This window comes from Actinomycetospora soli (assembly GCF_021026295.1).
Taxonomy (GTDB): domain Bacteria; phylum Actinomycetota; class Actinomycetes; order Mycobacteriales; family Pseudonocardiaceae; genus Actinomycetospora; species Actinomycetospora soli.
In genome coordinates this window covers 120,903-139,653 of record NZ_JAJNDA010000012.1, presented here as the reverse complement: position 1 = coordinate 139,653, position 18,751 = coordinate 120,903, and the positions used below count along the sequence as shown (strand labels likewise).

General features: G+C 77.7%; 16 protein-coding genes. 12 read left to right on the top strand and 4 right to left on the bottom strand.

Annotated features, from left to right (window positions below; genetic code table 11):
* Positions 1-17: 17 nt before the first annotated feature.
* The 4 genes from rpsD (at position 18) to truA (ending at position 3,447) form a co-directional block, all read left to right on the top strand.
* Positions 18-623, top strand: a complete 606-nt coding sequence (rpsD, locus tag LN037_RS20020) for a 30S ribosomal protein S4 (protein WP_230755924.1) — start codon at positions 18-20, stop codon at positions 621-623.
* 93 nt (positions 624-716) lie between these two features.
* Entirely contained in the window at positions 717-1,784 is a 1,068-nt protein-coding gene (locus tag LN037_RS20015; protein WP_018330938.1) for a DNA-directed RNA polymerase subunit alpha, read from the top strand.
* Positions 1,785-1,870: 86 nt separating this feature from the next.
* Positions 1,871-2,542, top strand: a complete 672-nt coding sequence (gene rplQ, locus LN037_RS20010; protein ID WP_230755922.1) for a 50S ribosomal protein L17 — start codon at positions 1,871-1,873, stop codon at positions 2,540-2,542.
* Between the two features lie 62 nt (positions 2,543-2,604).
* Positions 2,605-3,447: a tRNA pseudouridine(38-40) synthase TruA gene (gene truA / locus LN037_RS20005; protein WP_230755920.1), complete on the top strand. Its 843-nt coding sequence runs from the start codon at positions 2,605-2,607 to the stop codon at positions 3,445-3,447.
* A gap of 4 nt (positions 3,448-3,451) precedes the next feature.
* Here truA and LN037_RS20000 read toward each other — a convergent pair whose 3' ends face one another.
* The 4 genes from LN037_RS20000 to eccD are packed head-to-tail and all read right to left on the bottom strand — an operon-like array spanning position 3,452 to position 8,386.
* Positions 3,452-4,150, bottom strand: coding sequence for a hypothetical protein (locus LN037_RS20000; protein WP_230755918.1), 699 nt, complete (start codon positions 4,148-4,150; stop codon positions 3,452-3,454).
* Complete coding sequence (locus tag LN037_RS33765; protein ID WP_230755916.1) at positions 4,147-5,373, bottom strand: type VII secretion protein EccE; 1,227 nt, start codon at positions 5,371-5,373, stop codon at positions 4,147-4,149. The genes LN037_RS20000 and LN037_RS33765 overlap by 4 nt, the downstream gene beginning before the upstream one ends.
* On the bottom strand, positions 5,370-6,734 hold the full coding sequence (locus tag LN037_RS19990; RefSeq protein WP_230755914.1) for a S8 family serine peptidase: 1,365 nt from the start codon (positions 6,732-6,734) through the stop codon (positions 5,370-5,372). Before LN037_RS19990 ends, LN037_RS33765 begins: the two co-directional genes overlap by 4 nt.
* A complete protein-coding gene (gene eccD / locus LN037_RS19985) occupies positions 6,731-8,386 on the bottom strand; it encodes a type VII secretion integral membrane protein EccD (RefSeq protein ID WP_230755912.1) in 1,656 nt (551 codons plus the stop codon). The genes LN037_RS19990 and eccD overlap by 4 nt, the downstream gene beginning before the upstream one ends.
* Positions 8,387-8,545: 159 nt before the next feature.
* Here eccD and eccCa point away from each other — a divergent pair, with 159 nt between their 5' ends.
* The 8 genes from eccCa to LN037_RS19945 all read left to right on the top strand — a co-directional run bounded on the left by eccCa (position 8,546) and on the right by LN037_RS19945 (position 18,675).
* A complete protein-coding gene (gene eccCa, locus LN037_RS19980; RefSeq protein WP_372460503.1) occupies positions 8,546-12,544 on the top strand; it encodes a type VII secretion protein EccCa in 3,999 nt (1,332 codons plus the stop codon).
* Positions 12,541-14,412 (top strand): type VII secretion-associated protein, encoded by a 1,872-nt coding sequence (locus LN037_RS19975; protein WP_230755910.1) that lies wholly within the window; start codon positions 12,541-12,543, stop codon positions 14,410-14,412. The genes eccCa and LN037_RS19975 overlap by 4 nt, the downstream gene beginning before the upstream one ends.
* An 88-nt stretch (positions 14,413-14,500) precedes the next feature.
* Positions 14,501-14,812 (top strand): WXG100 family type VII secretion target, encoded by a 312-nt coding sequence (locus LN037_RS19970; protein WP_230755908.1) that lies wholly within the window; start codon positions 14,501-14,503, stop codon positions 14,810-14,812.
* A 10-nt stretch (positions 14,813-14,822) separates the two neighbouring features.
* The gene (locus LN037_RS19965) at positions 14,823-15,107 is read left to right on the top strand and encodes a WXG100 family type VII secretion target (RefSeq protein WP_230755906.1); all 285 of its coding nucleotides are present in this window, start codon (positions 14,823-14,825) and stop codon (positions 15,105-15,107) included.
* A 171-nt stretch (positions 15,108-15,278) separates the two neighbouring features.
* Positions 15,279-15,722 (top strand): 50S ribosomal protein L13, encoded by a 444-nt coding sequence (gene rplM / locus LN037_RS19960; protein WP_230755904.1) that lies wholly within the window; start codon positions 15,279-15,281, stop codon positions 15,720-15,722.
* On the top strand, positions 15,719-16,288 hold the full coding sequence (rpsI, locus tag LN037_RS19955; protein ID WP_230755902.1) for a 30S ribosomal protein S9: 570 nt from the start codon (positions 15,719-15,721) through the stop codon (positions 16,286-16,288). Before rplM ends, rpsI begins: the two co-directional genes overlap by 4 nt.
* Positions 16,288-17,679 (top strand): phosphoglucosamine mutase, encoded by a 1,392-nt coding sequence (glmM, locus tag LN037_RS19950; RefSeq protein WP_230755900.1) that lies wholly within the window; start codon positions 16,288-16,290, stop codon positions 17,677-17,679. Before rpsI ends, glmM begins: the two co-directional genes overlap by 1 nt.
* Positions 17,680-17,751: 72 nt before the next feature.
* The gene (locus LN037_RS19945; protein WP_230755898.1) at positions 17,752-18,675 is read left to right on the top strand and encodes a WXG100 family type VII secretion target; all 924 of its coding nucleotides are present in this window, start codon (positions 17,752-17,754) and stop codon (positions 18,673-18,675) included.
* Positions 18,676-18,751 lie beyond the last annotated feature (76 nt).

Here is an 18,751-nt window from a genome sequence, read left to right as displayed (position 1 = left end):
GAGAGGAGAGAAGAGAGATGGCTCGCTACACCGGTCCCGTCACCCGCAAGTCCCGTCGCCTCAAGGTCGACCTGGTCGGCGGCGACAAGTCCTTCGAGCGCCGTCCGTACCCCCCGGGGCAGCACGGTCGGATCCGCATCAAGGAATCCGAGTACCTCATGCAGATCCAGGAGAAGCAGAAGGTCCGCTTCACCTACGGGGTCCTCGAGAAGCAGATGCGCAAGTACTACGAGGAGGCGAACCGTCGCGAGGGCAAGACCGGCGACGAGTTCCTGCGCCTGCTCGAGTCGCGCCTCGACTCGGTGGTCTACCGCGCCGGCCTGGCCCGCACCCGCCGTGCGGCCCGCCAGCTCGTCGGGCACGGCCACTTCCTGGTCAACGGCCAGAAGGTCGACGTCCCCAGCTTCCGGGTGACGCAGTACGACATCATCGACGTCCGCGACAAGTCGCGGAACATGCTGCCCTTCGTGGACGCGAAGGAGTCGTTCGGTGACCGTCCGGTCCCCGGCTGGCTGCAGGTCGTCCCGGAGACGCTGCGCATCTTCGTCCACCAGCTGCCCGAGCGGTCGCAGATCGACACGCCCGTCTCCGAGCAGCTGATCGTCGAGTTCTACTCCAAGTAGCTCGACCCACCCGGGGACGCCGTCCCGGCGTTCCCGGGTTCCACCGTTCGGCATCAAATAGCGGATGCCCGAGCATCGGAAGGAAAGACCAGAGTGCTGATCTCCCAGCGCCCGGCCCTCTCGGAGGAGCCGGTCGACGAGACCCGGTCGCGGTTCGTCATCGAGCCGCTCGAGCCGGGCTTCGGCTACACCCTCGGCAACTCGCTGCGGCGGACCCTGCTGTCGTCCATCCCGGGCGCGGCCGTGACCTCGATCCGGGTCGACGGGGTCCTCCACGAGTTCACCACCGTCCCGGGGGTGAAGGAGGACGTCACCGACATCATCCTGAACCTCAAGGAGCTCGTCGTGAGCTCCGAGGAGGACGAGCCGGCGACGATGTACCTGCGCAAGCAGGGCCCGGGCACGGTCACCGCGGGGGACATCGTCCCGCCCGCCGGCGTCACCGTGCACAACCCGGACCTCCACATCGCGACCCTGAACGACCAGGGCCGCCTCGAGGTCGAGCTGGTGGTGGAGCGTGGCCGCGGCTACGTCCCCGCCGCCCAGAACAAGGCCTCCGGCGCCGAGATCGGCCGCATCCCGGTCGACTCGATCTACTCGCCGGTGCTCAAGGTCAGCTACAAGGTCGAGGCGACCCGCGTCGAGCAGCGCACCGACTTCGACAAGCTGATCCTCGACGTCGAGACCAAGCCCTCGATCACTCCGCGCGACGCCATCGCGTCCGCCGGCCGCACGCTCGTCGAGCTGTTCGGTCTGGCCCGCGAGCTCAACGTCGACGCCGAGGGCATCGAGATCGGGCCTTCGCCCGCCGAGGCGGACTCGATCGCCGCGTTCGCGATGCCCATCGAGGACCTCGACCTCACGGTCCGGTCCTACAACTGCCTCAAGCGGGAGGGCATCCACACGGTCGGCGAGCTCGTCGGCCGGTCGGAGGCCGACCTGCTGGACATCCGCAACTTCGGTGCGAAGTCCATCGACGAGGTCAAGATGAAGCTGGCCGGCCTCGGGCTGGCCCTGAAGGACAGCCCGCCCGGGTTCGACCCGAGCGCGGCCGCGTCCGACTACCCGTCGGAGGGCTACGAGTCCTACGGCGAGGGCGGCGGGTACGGGTCGTTCGGCAACGACGACGGCCAGGACTACGCCGAGACCGAGCAGCTCTAGAGACCGTCGAGAGCTCTGACGTACTGCCCCCTCCCCGGCCCGCTCGCGGGCCGGGGAGGAAAGGCGCCTGAGACAGGAGCACGAGCATGCCCCAGCCCACCAAGGGCCCCCGCCTCGGCGGATCCCCCGCGCACCAGAAGCTGCTGCTGGCCAACCTGGCCACGTCGCTCTTCACGCACGGCCGGATCCACACCACGCGCGCCAAGGCCGAGCGCCTGCGCCCGTACGCCGAGCGCCTGATCACGAAGGCGAAGAAGGGCGACCTGCACAACCGCCGCGAGATCTCCCAGCAGATCCGCGACAAGGACGTCGTGCACCGCCTGATGGCCGAGATCGGCCCGTTCTTCGCCGACCGGCCGGGTGGCTACACCCGGATCATCAAGACGCTGCCCCGCAAGGGCGACAACGCGCCGATGGCGATCATCGAGCTGGTCAACGAGAAGCTGGCCTCGACCGAGGCGTCGGCGGCCACCCGCTCGGCCGCCTCGCGGCAGACCGAGGTCGGCGGCGCGGCCACCGGTGCGGCGGCCACCGCCGCCACGATCGCCGCGGCCGAGTCCGAGGACACCACCGCCGACGGTGCGGCGGCCGAGGAGGCCGTGGGCACCGACGCCGACACCCCGGTGCTGGAGTCGGAGGCCACCACGGCCGAGGCCGAGGCGGACGCCACCGGTTCGACCGACGAGGTGCCGGAGCCGATGGCGGACAACGCCGCGGACGCCGCCGGTCTGGCGACCGACAAGAAGGACGAGTCCTGACCGGACCCGCTCCCGAGCACGACCACCCCGGGCCCGCCGTCGACCACGACGGCGGGCCCGGGGTGTCTCCGGCCCCGGTCCGGCTGCGGCTCGACCTCGCCTACGACGGCACCGACTTCGCCGGATGGGCCCGGCAGCCGGACCTGCGCACCGTGCAGGGCGTGCTCGAGGAGACGCTGACGACCCTCGCGCGGCAGCCGGTCGCGCTGACCGTCGCCGGGCGCACCGATGCCGGCGTGCACGCCGACGCCCAGGTCGTCCACACCGACCTGACGCCGGGCAACGCCCTCCTCGCCGCCGACGGGACCGTGCCCGACGGGCTGGTCCGCCGGCTCGCCCGCATGCTGCCGCCGGACGTCCGGGTCCACCGGGCGGCGCCCGCCCCCGCCGGCTTCGACGCCCGGTTCTCCGCCGTGCGGCGCCACTACGCCTACCGTGTCTGCACCGCGCCCTCCGGTCCGGCACCGCTGCGAGCCCGCGACACGCTCCGCTGGCCCCGGCCGCTCGACGTCGCGGCGATGGCCGGGGCGAGCCGCGCCCTGCTCGGCGAGCACGACTTCGCGGCCTTCTGCCGGCCCCGGGCCGGCGCCACCACGATCCGCGAGCTGCAGCACCTGAGCTGGCACCCCTCGCCGGACGAGCGGGACGTCGTCGAGGTCCGGCTCTCGGCGGACGCGTTCTGCCACTCCATGGTGCGCTCGCTGGTCGGCGCGCTGCTCGCGGTCGGGGAGGGGCGCCGCCCCGTCGCCTGGCCCGCCTCGCTGCTCACCGCCGGTCGGCGGTCCTCGGAGATCCACGTCGTCGCCGCGCACGGGCTGCGGCTCGTCGGCGTCGACTACCCCGACGACGGGTCGCTCGCGGCCCGCGCGGCCGTCACCCGGAACGTCCGCTCCCTCGACCGCTGACCCGTCAGGCGCGCCGGACCGGTCCGAGGATGGCGGTCTCCCGCTCGGCGGTGACCAGGTCGAGGCGGCGCCAGAGGTTGCGCCCGAGGGCGACGACGCCGTGGTCGGGCAGCGTCCGGAGCGTCTCGGCCATCGCCTCGGAGAGCCGCCACAGGCGGGTCGCCAGGTCGGCCTCCTGCGGCGGCATCCGCCCGAGCAGCACCACGTCCGCGTCGTCGGCGGCGTCGGCCACCGCCGGGGTGAGGGAGGGCAGCACGAGCAGGGTGGTCCGCCAGGGCCGGTCCGGTGTGGTCCCCGGTCCCGGCGCGGCGGCGCCGCGGTCCCGCACCGTGAGGACGGCGTCGGTGTCCCCGGGCGTCCGCTCGTCGGGGTCCTCGGGCGTGGTCTCCCCGGCGGTCACGCGGACGCGCGCGGGGTCGGCGGCGGCCCGCCCGACCGGCTCCCACACCGCGGCCCGACCCGTGGTCACCTCGAGCCGGGCCCCCTGCGCGACCGTCCGCAGGGCGATCTGGCGGGCCAGGTGCAGCGCGCCGAGGACGACGACCCGCGTGCCGACGGGCCGCAGGACGGCCAGCGTGACCGGGGCCCCGGCGGCGTCGGCACCGAGGACCACGCCGGCCGGGGTCACCGGCACCCGGATGTCGTCGAGGTCGTGGACGGGGCGGCGCAGCGCCGGTCGTGGCCCGGGCGCGCGGCGGGTCACCGGGGCCCGCCCAGGGGCAGGGTCGCGCGCAGACCCGCCGCCTGCCGCCCGTGCCGGGGCTCCAGGTGGACGCCGCGGGCGCGGGCGGCCGCGACGAGGTCCCGCCCGGCGGCCACCACGTCGGCCGGTCCGAGGCCCGTGACGCGGACGTGCAGGTCGAGCCCGACCTCGGCCGATCCGTCGTCGGCCACCAGGGCCAGGGCGACCGTGGAGACGGCGTCCGGGGCGACCAGGGCGTCGAGGTCCACCGTGGGACCGAGGGTCGTGGCCGACCACGTGGCGTGCCCGACCTCGCCGAGCACCACGGCGTCCCAGCGCTCCTGGACGCCTCCGGGCGTGCGGTCCAGGTCCGACCCCGCGGCGACGGCCACGGCGTCGCGCACCCCGTCCGGGTCGAGCGGCCGGACCGGCACGCCGTGGTCGGCGAGGACGCGGCCGATGCGGGCGAGCGACCCGACGAGGGCCCGGCGGGCGCCGAGGGTGCCGCCCCCGCGGTCGGCCACCGCGTCCGGGCAGCGCCGCGGGTCGAACCGGACGACGAGCCACAGGCTGCGGTGCGCCGCGTCGGACAGGGGCCCCAGCACCTCGCGGTGGGCGGCCCGCGCCGGACCGTCGGCCCCGCCGGGACGCACGTGGCGCACCACGGTCAGCGCGTCGAGCACGACGCCGCGGTCGGACAACGTGCCCGCCAGCGCCCCGAGCGGCAGCCCGCCGGGCGCGGCGCCGACGGCGTCGACGGCCTCGACGGTGTCGAGGGTGTCGAGGGTGTCGAGGGTGTCGTCCGAGGGAGACGTGTCGTCGGCGGCGTCGAGCAGCAGCGGCAGATCCTCGGTGGCGGGCGCCAGCACCGCGCTCCAGGCGCCGTCCTCGCCGCCGAGCAACGCCACCGGGCGGCCGTCGTGGTCCACGGCCGCGACGACCTCGACGGGTCCCACCGCCGCGTCGACGGCCGGGAGCCCGAGCCCGTCGTCGGGATCGGCCACCGGCACCTCCCGCGGCCGGGTGCGGTGGCGCAGCGCGAGCACCGCCCAGGTCCCGAGCAGCTCCCCGCGGACCCGGACGAGCCCGACCACGAGTGCCAGCGACAGGACGACGCCCGCGAGGGGGAGCCCCGCGCCGAGCGCGACGAGGGCGAGGGCCAGGGCGAGCCCGGCCTCGGCGACCAGCACCCCGGTCAGCGGCAGCCGTCCGAGCGTGGGCCCGCCGGCCTCCGGGGCGCTCACGCCCGCCTCCGCCGCCGGACGACGAGCGCCGCCAGCGCCACGGCGACGAGCACGCCGCCGGCGGCGACGAGGGCCCACCCGGTGCCGTCGGACGAGGGTGCGGGTGCGGTCGCGGCGGGCGGCGGCGCGGGCCGGGCCCCCGAGAGCGCGGCGGTGACGTCGAGGGCGCCCGCGCCGACCGCGGTCGACGCCGCGCCGGGCACCGGGGCCGCCGTCGCGCGCAGGCGGGCGACGACGTCGGCGGTCGGCATCGTCGGGAACCGGGCCCGCAGCAGGACCGCGGCGCCGGCCACCCGCGCTGCCGCGAAGCTCGTCCCGACGACGGGCGCGGGCGCCGACCCCGGCAGGGTCAGGTCGGCGGTCAGCCCGGCCGAGCGGGCGTCGAGCGCCGCCGGGACCCGTCCGGGCGCTGCGATCCCGACCCACGGCCCCGCGAGCGAGGCACGGTCGGGGGCGCCGTCGTCGTCGAGCGCGCCGACGGTGAGGACCTCGGACGGGTCGAGGCCGAACCAGGCGGGGACGGGGACGGTCGAGACCCGCTGCGCCGCGGTCGCCGGGTCGTTCGCCGGGCAGGCGCTCCCGACGTTGCCGGCCGCGGCGACGACCACCACGTCGCGGGCCACGGCCTCGCGCACCGCGGCCCGCAGGGCCCCGAGCGGTGCCCCGGCCCCGCCGACGAGGCCCGCGGCCGGTCGGCACGCGGCGAGGGCGAGCGTGAGCACCCGGACGTCCGGGGTCGCCACCGCGGCCCGCACGGCGCGGGCGAGCACGGACTCGTCGCCGGCGGGGCCGGCGGCGGTGCGGGACCAGGCCGTGTCCGCCCGCACCGACAGCACGCGGGCGCCGGGGGCGACGCCGACGACGCCGTCGTCGTCGGGTCCCGGGGCGGCGGCGACCACCCCCGCCACCGCGGTGCCGTGGCCGTCGCAGTCGGTGCGCGCCGAGCGGCCCGCCACGAAGTCCCCGCCGTCCGCCACGCCGCCGGTGAGCCGGGGGTGCGGGGCGACCCCGGAGTCGACCACCGCGACCAGCACACCGGTCCCGCTCGCGCCGGGCACGGCCGCGGGCTCGGGGAGCAGGGCGTCGAACCCGGCGGGGGCGATCCCGGCGGGGCACGCGCCGAGCGGTGCGAGGCCGGGGAGGGCCGCCGGGGCCCGCGGCAGCGCGGCGAGCGCGGCCGGGTCGGGGTCCGGCGGGGCCGGCGGGGCGACCTCGATCGCGGTGCCCGTCCCGGTCCCGACGGCGGGTGCGCCCGCCGCGGGCAGGCCCGGCGCGAGCAGGGCCACCGTCAGGAAGGCCGTCAGGAGGACCGTCGTGAGGAGGGCCGGGAGCGGGGCCCGCCGACGGGCCGTCGGGGTCACAGCAGCCGCACCACCGCGAACAGGTCCGCCACGGCGCAGGCCAGGGGTACCACGGCGGCGATGGCGACGCCCTCGGCGAGGTCCACCGCCCGCCGGACCCCCGGCCCGGGGCGGCGGCGCGGACCGAGCGCGCCGAGGAGCACGACGGCGGCCCCGACGACCGCCGCCGCCAGCCCGACGCCGAGCCGGGCGGCCCCCGAGGGCGCGGCGGCCACCGCACCGATCCCGAGCGCCGCGGCCCCGACGAGCGACCCGAGCAGCAGGACCGCCGCGGGCACGGCGTTGGCGTGGCTGCGGGAGCGCAGCGCTGCGAGCGCCACGAGCAGCACCCCGAGGACGGCCCCGAGGGTGCCCCGCCAGCCGGGCGCCGGCGCGAGGCCGAGCACCACGACCGCCACGACGAGGACCGCGACGGTGCCGCCCGCCAGCCCCGTCAGGAGCGCGTGGGCCCGGTCCGTGCGGCGGTCGAGCGCGACGGGGTCGCCGGCCCCGGCGGCCGGGCCGTCGGCGGCGGCCTCGGAGGCGTCGGAGGCGTCGTCCTCGGCGGCGGAGAGCGGGACCTCGGGCAGCGGGAGCCGCGCGAGCGCGACCGCGAGCCGGGGCAGCGCGGACAGCGCGACGAGTGCGAGGGCGCCCGCCCCGGCGGCGACGGCCGCGGGTTCGACGGGACCGGCCCCGCGGGCGGCCGCCACGGCAGCCGCGACGGTGGCGACCGCCCCGGTGGCGGTGCCGAGGGCGGCGGCCGTCGCCAGCGCGGTCCCGACGGCGAGGGCGACCCGGTCGGTGCGCGGCGCGGCCAGCAGCACGGTGCCTGCGGCGACGAGCGCGAGGGCGGACGCGACGAGCAGGTGGGCCGCACCGAGCCCGGCGGTCAGCGGCGCGCCGTCCGGGCCGCCGACGACCGCCAGGCCGCACACCGCGGCGGCGCCGGCCGCGAGGGCGACGAGCACGGCGGCCGGTCCGGGGCGGTGGGCGAACCGCGCCGCCGTCACCGCCAGCACGATCCCGGCGAGCGCGACGACCCCGGCCGCGCCCGCGGTGAGCGCACCGCCCCCGGTACCCGGGCCGCGTCCGGCCGCGACGAGGGCCCCGAGCACGGTCGCACCGGCGACGACCGCGCCGACCAGGCCGCAGCGGTGCGCCCAGCCCGCGTCCCAGGCCCGGAACCCGGCGGGCCGCGACTCGGCCACGGCGTCGACGACGTCGTCGTAGAGCGGCGCGGGCGCGGCGTCCTCGCGGCGGCGCAGGACGAGCTGGTCGCCGTCGAGCACCCCCAGCTCGTCGAGGGAGGACCGTGGGTCGGCGGGAGCCTGGCCGAGCAGGGCGAGCGTCCACCCGGTCGCGCCCGCGCGGTCCGCGCTGCGCACCGGGACGTGCCGGCCGCGGGCCCGGGGCGTGGGGCCGGGGCCGGCGGCGTCGGTGAGGTCGACCAGCACCGGGAGCAGCTCGCCGACCGGGACGTCGCCGGGCAGCGCGAGGTCGGCCCGCGTGGTCGGCGCCAGCACCGACACCCGGGTGACGGCCGTCGCCGGCGGGCCGGACACCGACGGCGACGACGGGCCGACCGGCACGGCGGGCACGGCCGGGGTGCGGTCCCCGGCCGGTTCCTCCCGCCGGACCGGCGCCGTCGTGCGGCCGTTCCCGGTGCTCACCCCGGCCACCTCCGTGTCCTCCCGGCCCTGTCCCGGACCTGCCGCCGACCCGGCCGAACCGGCCCCGACCGGGTGATCGGCTCCCTAGTATGGCCAGCACGCCGAGCCGTGGTGGGGCGAACACGGAGATCCGCACCGGCCGGTCGCGGGAGGAGGGGTGTGGGCACGCAGGTCGTCCGGCGCGGGCCGCGCGAGGCCGCCCCGGCCATGCCCGGCGGCGAACTCGCGCTCGAGGCGCCGCCGGAGGAACCCCGCCTCGCGCCCGCCGGTCTGCTGCCGCGTCTGCTGCCCGTGGTGATGCTGCTCGCCTCGGTCGGCTTCATCGTGGTGCTCGGCATCGACAACCCGACGTCGTGGCTCTTCGGCGGCATGATCGCGCTGTCGACCCTCGGGATGGTCGCGGGCGGGTTCTCCCGCGGCGGCGCCCAGCGCCGGGCCGAGGCCGACGCCGAGCGGGCCGACTACCTGCGCTACCTCGCCCAGGTCCGCCGCCGGACCCGCACGGTGGCCGCCGAGCAGCGCGCCAGCCTGGAGTGGACCCACCCCGACCCGGACGCGCTCGTGGGCCTCGCCCGTGGACCGCGCACCTGGGAGCGGCGGCCGGGCGACCCCGACTTCGGCCACGTCCGGGTCGGCCGCGGCGCCCAGCGCCTGGCCACCGCGCTCGTGCCGCCGCAGACCGGCCCGGTCGCCGACCTGGAGCCGGTGACGACGGCGGCCCTGCGCCGCTTCGTGCGGGCGCACTCGGTGGTCGAGGCGCTGCCCACGGCGGTGTCGCTGCGGGCCTTCGCCGCCGTCGCGGTCACCGGGCCCGACGCGAGCCCGGTCGGGCGGGAACGGCGCCGCGCGCTCGTCCGGGCGCTCGTCGCCCAGCTGGTCACGCTGCACTCGCCGGACGACCTGCGGCTCGCCGTCGTGGCGGGCGACCGGGCACGCGCGGACTGGGAGTGGGTGAAGTGGCTCCCGCACGTGGCCCACCCGCGCCTGCACGACGGCGCCGGACCGGTCCGCATGATCGCCTCGTCGCTCGCCACGGTGCGGACGTGGCTGGCCCCCGAGCTCGCCGACCGGGCGCGCTTCAGCCGGGACGCGGGTCCGGTCGCGCCGCACGTGGTGGTGGTCTGCGACGGCGGCGACGTCGGCGACGGGGCGGGCGCCCCGGACGACCCGGGCGACGAGGGCCTCGCCGGGCTCACCCTGATCGACCTGGGCGGACGGCTCGACGCGCTGGTCGCCCGCCGCGGCCTGCGGCTGGTCGTCGCGCCCGACCCGCAGCACCCGGGCCTCGACCGGATCGGCGCGGCGACCGACGTCGGCGTCGAGTGGTTCGGGCGGCCGGACGTCCTGCGCGCACCGGAGGCCGAGGCCCTCGCCCGGCGGCTCGCCCCGTGCCGCACGCCCGCCTCCGCGCCCGAGGGACCCGGGCCGGCGACGCCGGGTCTGCTCGACCTGCTCGGGGTCCCCGGCACCCCCGACACCTTCGACGTCGGCACCGCCTGGCGGCCCCGGGCGCCGCGGGAGCGCCTCCGCGTGCCGTTCGGGCTCGGCGAGGACGGGGAGCCGGTCGAGCTCGACCTCAAGGAGGCCGCCCAGGAGGGGATGGGCCCGCACGGGCTCTGCGTCGGCGCCACCGGCTCGGGCAAGTCGGAGCTCCTGCGGACCCTCGTCCTCGGGCTGATCACGACGCACTCCTCGGCCGCGCTCAACCTCGTGCTCGTCGACTTCAAGGGCGGCGCCACCTTCGCCGGGCTCGCGGCGGCGCCGCACGTCGCCGCGGTCATCACGAACCTCGCCGACGACCTCGCGCTCGTCGACCGCATGCAGGACGCCCTCGCGGGCGAGATGACCCGTCGTCAGGAACTCCTGCGGGCCGCGGGGAACCTCGCGAGCGTGGCGGACTACGAACGCGCGCGGGAGCGCGGGGCCGACCTGACCCCGCTGCCCGCGCTGTTCGTCGTCGTCGACGAGTTCTCCGAGCTGCTGCACCAGAAGCCGGACCTGGCCGACCTGTTCACCGCGATCGGGCGCCTCGGCCGCTCGCTGCAGATCCACCTGCTGCTCGCCTCGCAGCGCGTCGACGAGGGGCGGCTGCGCGGCCTGGAGTCCCACCTCTCATACCGGATCGGGCTGCGGACCTTCTCCGCGGCCGACTCCCGCGCCGTGCTCGGCGTCCCGGACGCGGCGTCGCTGCCCGCCGTCCCCGGCACCGGCTACCTGCGCTCGGACACCTCGACGATGGTCCGGTTCACCGCGGGCTACGTGTCGGGCCCGGTCCGGCGCCCGGTCGGACGGCGCACCGCGCTCGCCGCGGACACCGGCGCGGAGGCGCGCCCGCCCGAGCCCCGGCCGTTCCACGGGGGCTGGGTCGACCCGCCGGGCGGGGCGCCCGCGCCGCGGGCCGACGACGGCCCGGGCGAGGTCGACGACGCGGCGCCCAGCGTGCTGGACACGGTGGTCGACCGGCTGCGCGACGCGGGACCGCCCGCGCACGAGGTGTGGCTGCCGCCGCTGGCCGGTCCGATCGGGCTGACGTCGCTGCTGCCGCCGCTCGAGGACACCGACCGCGGCCGGGAGGCCCCCGGCTTCCCCGCCAACGGCACGCTGCGCCTGCCGCTCGGCCTCGTCGACCGGCCCTACGAGCAGCGCCGCGAGGTGCTCTGGGCCGACCTGTCGGGGGCGGCGGGCCACGTCGGCGTCGCGGGCGGTCCGCGGGCGGGGACCTCGACGCTGCTGCGGACCCTGGTCTGCTCCGCGGCGCTCACGCACACCCCGGACGAGCTCGGCTTCCACGTCGTCGACCTCGGCGGCGGCACGCTCGCCGGGCTGGCGGCGCTCCCGCACGTGGGCACGGTCGCCGGGCGGGGCGACACCGACCTGGTGCGCCGGGTCGTCGCCGAGGTCGCCGCGGTGGCCCGCGCCCGGGAACGCTGGTTCCGCGAGCGCGGCATCGCCTCCGTGGCCGACCTGCGGGAGCGGCGTCGGCGGGGCGAGGACCTGCCCGAGCCGTCCGGCGACCTCGTTCTCGTGATCGACGGTTGGCACGCCTTCCGCACCGACCACGACGCGCTCGAGTCGACGGTGCTCACGCTGGCGACGACCGGTCTGTCCTACGGCGTGCACGTGGCGATCGGCGTGGGCCGCTGGGCCGACCTACGCCCCGCCCTGAAGGACCTGCTCGGCACCCGGATCGAGCTGCGGCTCGGCGATCCCGGCGAGTCCGAGGTGGACCGGCGGGTGGCGGCCGCGGTGCCCGCCGGGCGTCCGGGGCACGGCATCGCCCCCGACCGCAGCCACGTCCTCGTCGCCCTCCCGGAGCCGGACCTGGTGGCCGGGGTCGCCGCCGCGTGGCCCGGGCCGGGGGTGGCGCCGGTCGAGCTGCTGCCGGACCGGGTGGACGTCGCCGCGCTGCCCGGGCCGGACGACGGGGAACGGCACCTGCTGCCGATCGGGGTGGACGAGGACCGGCTCGCGCCGGTGCTGCTCGACGTGGCGGCGGACCCGCACCTGCTCGTCTACGCCGACGGCGAGTCCGGCAAGACGTCGTTCCTGCGGCTGTTGGCCCACCAGGTGGTCACCCGCTACACGCCCGCGCAGGCCCGGCTGATGATCGTCGACTACCGCCGCGGCCTGCTCGGCGCCGTCGACGCCGAGCACCTCATCAGCTACACCTCCACCGCGGACGCGCTCACCGAGGCGATGACCGATCTCGTCGCGTCGTTGCGCCGCCGGCTCCCGGGGCCCGACGTCACCCCCGAGCAGCTGCGGGCGCGCTCGTGGTGGACCGGGCCGGAGGTCTTCCTGCTGGTCGACGACTACGACCTGGTCGCCACCGCCGCCGGCAACCCGCTCACGGCCCTGCTCGACCTCCTCGCCCAGGCCAAGGACATCGGCCTGCACGTCGTCCTCGCGCGGCGCGTCGGCGGCACGTCGCGGGCGATGTTCGAGCCGGTGCTCGCCCGCCTGCGCGAACTCGCCACACCCGGCCTCGTCGGCCACGGCAGCCGCGACGAGGGCCCGCTGGTCGGGACGGCCCGGCCCGGACCGCGGCCGCCCGGCCGGGCGGTGCTCGTGACCCGCCGCCACGGCGAGACGCTCGTCCAGCTCGCCTGGCGCGATCCCGACGAGCCGATCCGGGCGCCCGGGGGTGGGGACCGGTGAGCCGCCGGATCGCGGTCGACCTCGGCGACACCGCGGTCGTGGCGGTGGTCGACCCCGGCGGCGGCGCCGAGGCGGTCGAGCTCGCCCCGGACCTCGCGGCGGTGTTCGCGCCGGACGGCGCCGCCCTGGTGACCGGGGCCGAGGCGCGGGCGCGGGCCGCCGCCGACCCGAGCCGGTTCGAACCCCGCCCGCGCCGCCACATCGACGCCGACGCCCTGCTGCTCGGCACCCGCACGGTCGGCGTCGTCGAGGCGCTCGGCGCCGTCCTCGCGGCGGCCGTGGACCGGGCCGCCCCGGCGCTGCGCGGCGAACGCCCGGACGTCCTCGTGCTCACGCACCCGCCCGGCTGGGGCGGGCGTCGTCGTGAGGTCCTGCGCCGGGCGGGCACCGGCCTCGCCGCCGAGCTCGTCCTGGTGCCCGAACCGGTCGCCGCGGCGGCGCACGCCCGGTGGATGCGTCCCGCCGGCCGCGGCGGGCCGACCGCCGTGCTCGACGTCGGGGCGCGCGGGGCGAGCGCCGCGGTCGTCGACGGGGACGGCACGGTGCTCGCGCACCGCGCCTCCGGGGACTTCGGCGGGGACGACGCCGACGAGCTGGTCCTCGCCCACCTCGTCGCCGGACTGCCCGACGACGGCCCCGGCACCGACCGGGTGCGCGCGGTGGTGGCGGGCGTGGACCTGCCGGAGCGCCGCCACCGCCAGGTGCTCGTCGAGGACGTCCGGGACGCCCGGGAACGGCTGTCCGAGTCCGAGCAGGCCGAGATCCCGCTGCCGGGCGCGGCGGGCAGCGCGTGGTGCTCGCGCGGCGAGCTCGAGGACCTGCTCCGGGACTCGTGCGGCGACCTGGTCGCGCTGCTCTCCGGGGTGGTCGCCGAGGCGGGGGTCGCCGCGTCCCGGCTGGACGTGCGCCTCGTCGGCGGGCTCGCCCGGACGCCGCTGCTGGCCACGCTCGTGCACCGCGCGCTCGGCGTGCCCCCGGTGGTGCCGGCCGACCCCCGCACGGTGGTGGCCCGCGGCGCCCTGCTGGCCGCGGCCCCGGCGCCCGCGGTCGCCCCGGCGCCACCCGCCGCCCCGCCCGCGCGCCCGGTCCTGCTGCCCGACTGGCCGGTCGCGGTCCCGGCCGGTGCCCCGCCGCGACGCCCGGACCCGGGCCCCCGGCCGGCATCGTCCGCGCCGCCCGTGCCCGGCGGACCGCCCCCGTCGGCGGCGGCGCCCCGGTCCGACCCGGACGGCCCGACCGTGCGGATCGCCCACGAGCTCGTGCCCGCCGGCCGGCTCCCGGCCCGGATCGAGACCCCCGAGGGCGGCCCGGAGGCGTGGAGCGCCCGCCGGCGGGCGGGCCTGGTCGCGGCCGCGACCGTCGCGGTCGTCGTCGTGATCCTCGCCGTGGCCGGGCTGCGCGGCGGCGACACCCCGTCGGCGGGGGCGACCCCGCCGACCGTGGTCTCGGTGTTCGCCCACGCCTACGAGCTACCCGCCGGGTGGACCACCGACGGGTCGGACGCCGAGTCGCGCCGCAGCCGCATCCGCCCGGCCGGGCAGCCGACCGGGCCGAACCTGATCGCGGTGCAGGAGAGCGCGCTGGCCACGCCGGACCCGGTGGCGGCGCGCTCCCAGCTGCTCGCCGGCTTCGAGGCCGCGCGGTCGGCGGGCGGCGGCGTCTCCGACCTGCGGCCGGAGACGACCTTCGCCGGCCGCGACGCGGCGACCTACCGACAGGTGCCGGTCCCCGGGACGACCGTGGACTGGGTGGTGCTCTTCCTCGGCGCCACGCAGATCTCGGTCGGCTGCCGCCACGACGACGCCTCCCGCGACGCGGTCCTCGCGGCCTGCGAACGGGTGGTGGGGACACTGCGCAGCCCGCCCTGAGCACGGGCTCGCACGAGTTCTCCCGAACCGCACCCGCACCCGCCGTCGGGATGTCACCGTCGAGGGCGACACACGGGAGGGAGCTCCGATGGCGGGACAGTTCGGGACCGAGACGCAGCTGATGCAGGGCGCCGGTCGGCACGTCCTGGAGGTGCGGGACCAGATCGGCGCGCAGCTGGCGCAGCTGCGCGCCCAGCTGGTCCCGCTGGAGGCGACCTGGCGCGGCGACGCGTCGACGGCCTTCACGCAGCTGATGGCGCGCTGGAACGACGACGCGAACCGGATCAACGCCGCTCTCGGGGCCATCGCGGAGTCCGTGCAGGCCTCCGCCGTGGGGTACCGGGCGGCCGAGGACGAGGTCGCGGCGACGACCTCGCGCATCGGCCGGGCACTGGGCTGAGGAGGACGACATGGACGAGATCCGCGTGACCTTCGGCGAGCTGTCCGCCGCGCAGCAGAACGTGACGGCCACGGCCGCGCGCATCCGCGGCCAGCTCGACGACCTCGAACGGCGGCTCGCGCCGCTCGTCGCGGGCTGGACCGGCGCCGCGGCCGAGCAGTACCGCGCCCGGCAACGGGAGATCGACACCGCGTGGGCCGACCTCGCGCAGGTGCTCGGCCTCGTCGGGGGACGGCTGGGGCAGGCCGAGCAGACCTATCGCGCGGTGGAGGCGCGCAACGCCGCCCGGTACTGACGGGGGTGGGTGCCGGGTCCTCGCGGGCAGCCGCGTACCCTGGAGAGTCGTTGCGCGGTGGACGCCTGCCGCGAGGCGACACAGTCAGCGGATCCGGCCGTGGTACGGCCTCCGCGTGTGCCGCCACCTGACGTACCGCAGACCCAGTATGACCGTGACGAGGTAGCTTCCGTGCGCACGTTCAGTCCGAAGCCCGGCGACATCGACCGCGCCTGGCACGTCATCGACGCCTCCGACGTCGTGCTCGGCCGGCTGGCCAGCCAGACCGCCCAGCTGCTGCGGGGCAAGCACAAGCCGACCTACGCCCCGCACGTCGACACCGGTGACTTCGTGGTGATCGTGAACGCGGAGAAGGTGGCGCTGACCGGTGGCAAGCGGGACGACCGCTTCGTCTACCACCACAGCGGCTACCCCGGCGGCCTCAAGAAGCGCACCGTGGGCGAGGAGCTCGAGCGCTTCCCGGACCGCCTGGTCGAGAAGGCCATCAAGGGCATGCTGCCCAAGAACCGTCTGGGCCGGGCCATGGCGTCCAAGCTCAAGGTCTACGCGGGCCCCGAGCACCCGCACGCCGCCCAGCAGCCCGTGCCGTACGAGATCCGACAGGTGAGCCAGTGACCACCCCCGACGACAACGTCGAGAACGAGACCTCCTACGAGGTCACGTCCGAGGCCCCCGAGGGCGGGCAGTCGCTCGCCGAGGCCGCGGACCTGACCTCCGGCGACTTCGCCGACACCGACGACGAGCTGGGCGCCGAGGTCTTCGGCGACGCCCCGGCCCCGGTGTTCGCCTCGCTCGACCGCCCGATCCAGACCGTCGGCCGCCGCAAGGAGGCCGTGGTCCGCATCCGTCTCGTGCCGGGTTCCGGCAAGCTGACGATGAACGGCAAGGCGTTCGAGGAGTACTTCCCGAACAAGGTGCACCAGCAGCTCATCCGTGAGCCCCTGGTCAACACCGAGCGCACCGAGCAGTTCGACATCTACGCCAACCTCCACGGTGGCGGGACGTCGGGCCAGGCCGGCGCGCTGCGCCTGGCGATCGCCCGCGCGCTGACGATCGTCGACCCCGAGGACCGTCCGGGCCTGAAGAAGGCCGGCTTCCTCACCCGGGACGCCCGGGCGAAGGAGCGCAAGAAGTACGGCCTCAAGAAGGCCCGGAAGGCCCCTCAGTACTCGAAGCGCTGATGGGTCGCCTGTTCGGGACCGACGGTGTCCGCGGCCTCGCGAACGCGGACCTCACCCCCGAGCTGGCGCTCTCCGTCGCGTCCGCCGCCGCCCGTGTGCTCGTCGAGCACGCGGGCGGTGTCGTGCACGGGGCGGGTGGAGCGTCGGACCCGGGTGAGGCCGCGGCGCGACCGGTGGCCGTGGTTGGCCGCGATCCGCGGGCCAGCGGCGAGATGCTCGAGGCCGCGGTGTGCGCGGGCCTCTCCGCGGCCGGGGCCGACGTCCGGCGGGTCGGCGTGCTGCCGACCCCCGCGGTCGCCCACCTGACCGCGACGCTGGGCGCCGACCTCGGCGTCATGATCTCCGCCTCGCACAACCCGATGCCCGACAACGGCATCAAGTTGTTCGCGGCCGGGGGTCACAAGCTGCCCGACGCGCTCGAGGACGAGATCGAGGCGCACCTCGACGGGGTCGCACAGCCCGACCGGCGTCCGACGGGGCGGGGCATCGGGCGGGTCACCGACGTGCCCGACGCGCTCGACCGCTACCTCGACCACCTGCTCGTGGCCACCCCGCACGCACTCGAGGGGCTGCACGTGGTCGTCGACTGCGCGCACGGGGCGGCCTCGCTGGCGGCCCCCCGCGCCTACGAGCGCGCGGGTGCTCGGGTGACGACGCTGGCGGCCGGGCCGGACGGCTGGAACATCAACGACGGCGTCGGCTCCACCCACCTCGAGGGGCTGACGAAAGCCGTCGTCGAACACGGCGCCGACCTCGGGATCGCCCACGACGGCGACGCGGACCGCTGCCTCGCGGTCGCCGCGGACGGGTCGGTCGTCGACGGCGACCAGATCCTCGCGGTCCTCGCGCTGGCGCTGCACGCCGACGGCGAGCTCGCCGGCGACACGCTCGTCACCACCGTCATGAGCAACCTGGGCCTGCACCTGGCGATGCAGGAGGCCGGGATCGCGGTCCGCACGACGGCGGTCGGGGACCGGTACGTCCTCGAGGAGCTGCGGGCGGGCTCGTTCTCGCTCGGCGGCGAGCAGTCCGGCCACGTGGTGCTGCCCTCGCACGCCACCACCGGGGACGGTCTGCTCACCGCGCTGCGGCTGATGGCCCGCATGACGACGACCGGGCGCTCCCTCGCGGAGCTCGCCGGCGTGGTGGAGCGGCTCCCGCAGGTGCTGGTGAACGTGCCCGTGGCGGACAAGGCCGCGGTGGGCTCGTCGTCCCGGGTCGCCGACGCGGTGGCCGCCGAGGAGGCCGCCCTGGCCGGCCGGGGGCGCGTGCTGCTGCGGCCCTCGGGCACCGAGCAGGTGGTGCGGGTGATGGTCGAGGCACCCACCGAGGACACGGCCCGCGACGTCGCGGACCGCCTGGCCGTGCTCGTCGCCGACGTGCGCCCGTAGCGCCGTGCCGCACCGGCCCCGCGGACGGGGCCGGTGTGGAACCGCTGGACGCCGTGGGGGACCCTGGGACCCGTGACACGGCGTGACGGCGGACGCAGGGGCGGACCGCTCTCCGCGGTCCCGCCGCCGCGGCGGCTGGACCAGCTCGGCGCCGACACGTCGGACGCCCTGCTCGCGGCGGGGGACGTCGCGGTCGACCGGATCGTGGCGGCCCTCCCGGCCCGCGCCGCGCTCACCGGTACCGCCGGTCTGCCGGGACCGCCCGTCGACGCCGCCGGGCTGCGGGCCCGGCACGGCGCCCAGCGCGGCATCCGCTTCGCCGCGATCGCGGCCGGTGCGGAGGACCTGCGGCGCGCGGCCGACCGCATCCGCGTGCGACACCGGGCGCTCGCCGAGGAGGCCGGCACGCTGTACGAGCGCTGGTCGGGCCCGTCGGCCGAGGAGGTCGCGGACCGGGTCGTCGCGCTCGGCCGGGCCGCCCAGGAGATCGTCGCCCTGCTCGCGGACACCGCCGAGACGGTGGAGGCCGCCGGACTGGCGGTGGCGGACGACGTCGCCGACCGCGCCGCCGCGGCCCGCGCGCTCGGTGCGGGCGACCCCGGGCCGCCCCCCGGCCCGGGCGCCGTCCCGGCCGCCGCACGCGGGTGGGCCGCCGCCCTGGACGCCTGCCTGCAGCGCTACCTCGTCGTGGCCGACCGCACCGACGCCACGATCGCCGAGACCTGGCGCACGCTCGCCGACCGGCTCGGCATGCTGCGCCGTCTCTCCGGCGCGGCGGCCGACGTGACCGGGTCCGGGGACGGGGTGGGCCCGGCGGACACCGGGGGGCTGCCGCCCGACCTGTTCGCGCTGCCGGAGATCCTCGCCGCGCTCGGTGGGCTGGGTGGGCTCGGCGGGCTCGACGAAGGCCTCGACGGCGGGGTGGACGGCGGGGCGGACGGCGGGGCGAACGAGCCCGCGGCGGACGGCTCGCGCCCGGGGGACGCGGACCGCTGACGGGCGGGGCTCTCGCCGGGTCCGTGCCTTGTCGCGGATTCTCGTCGTCTGCGGTGTGCCTTGTCGTGGTGGATCG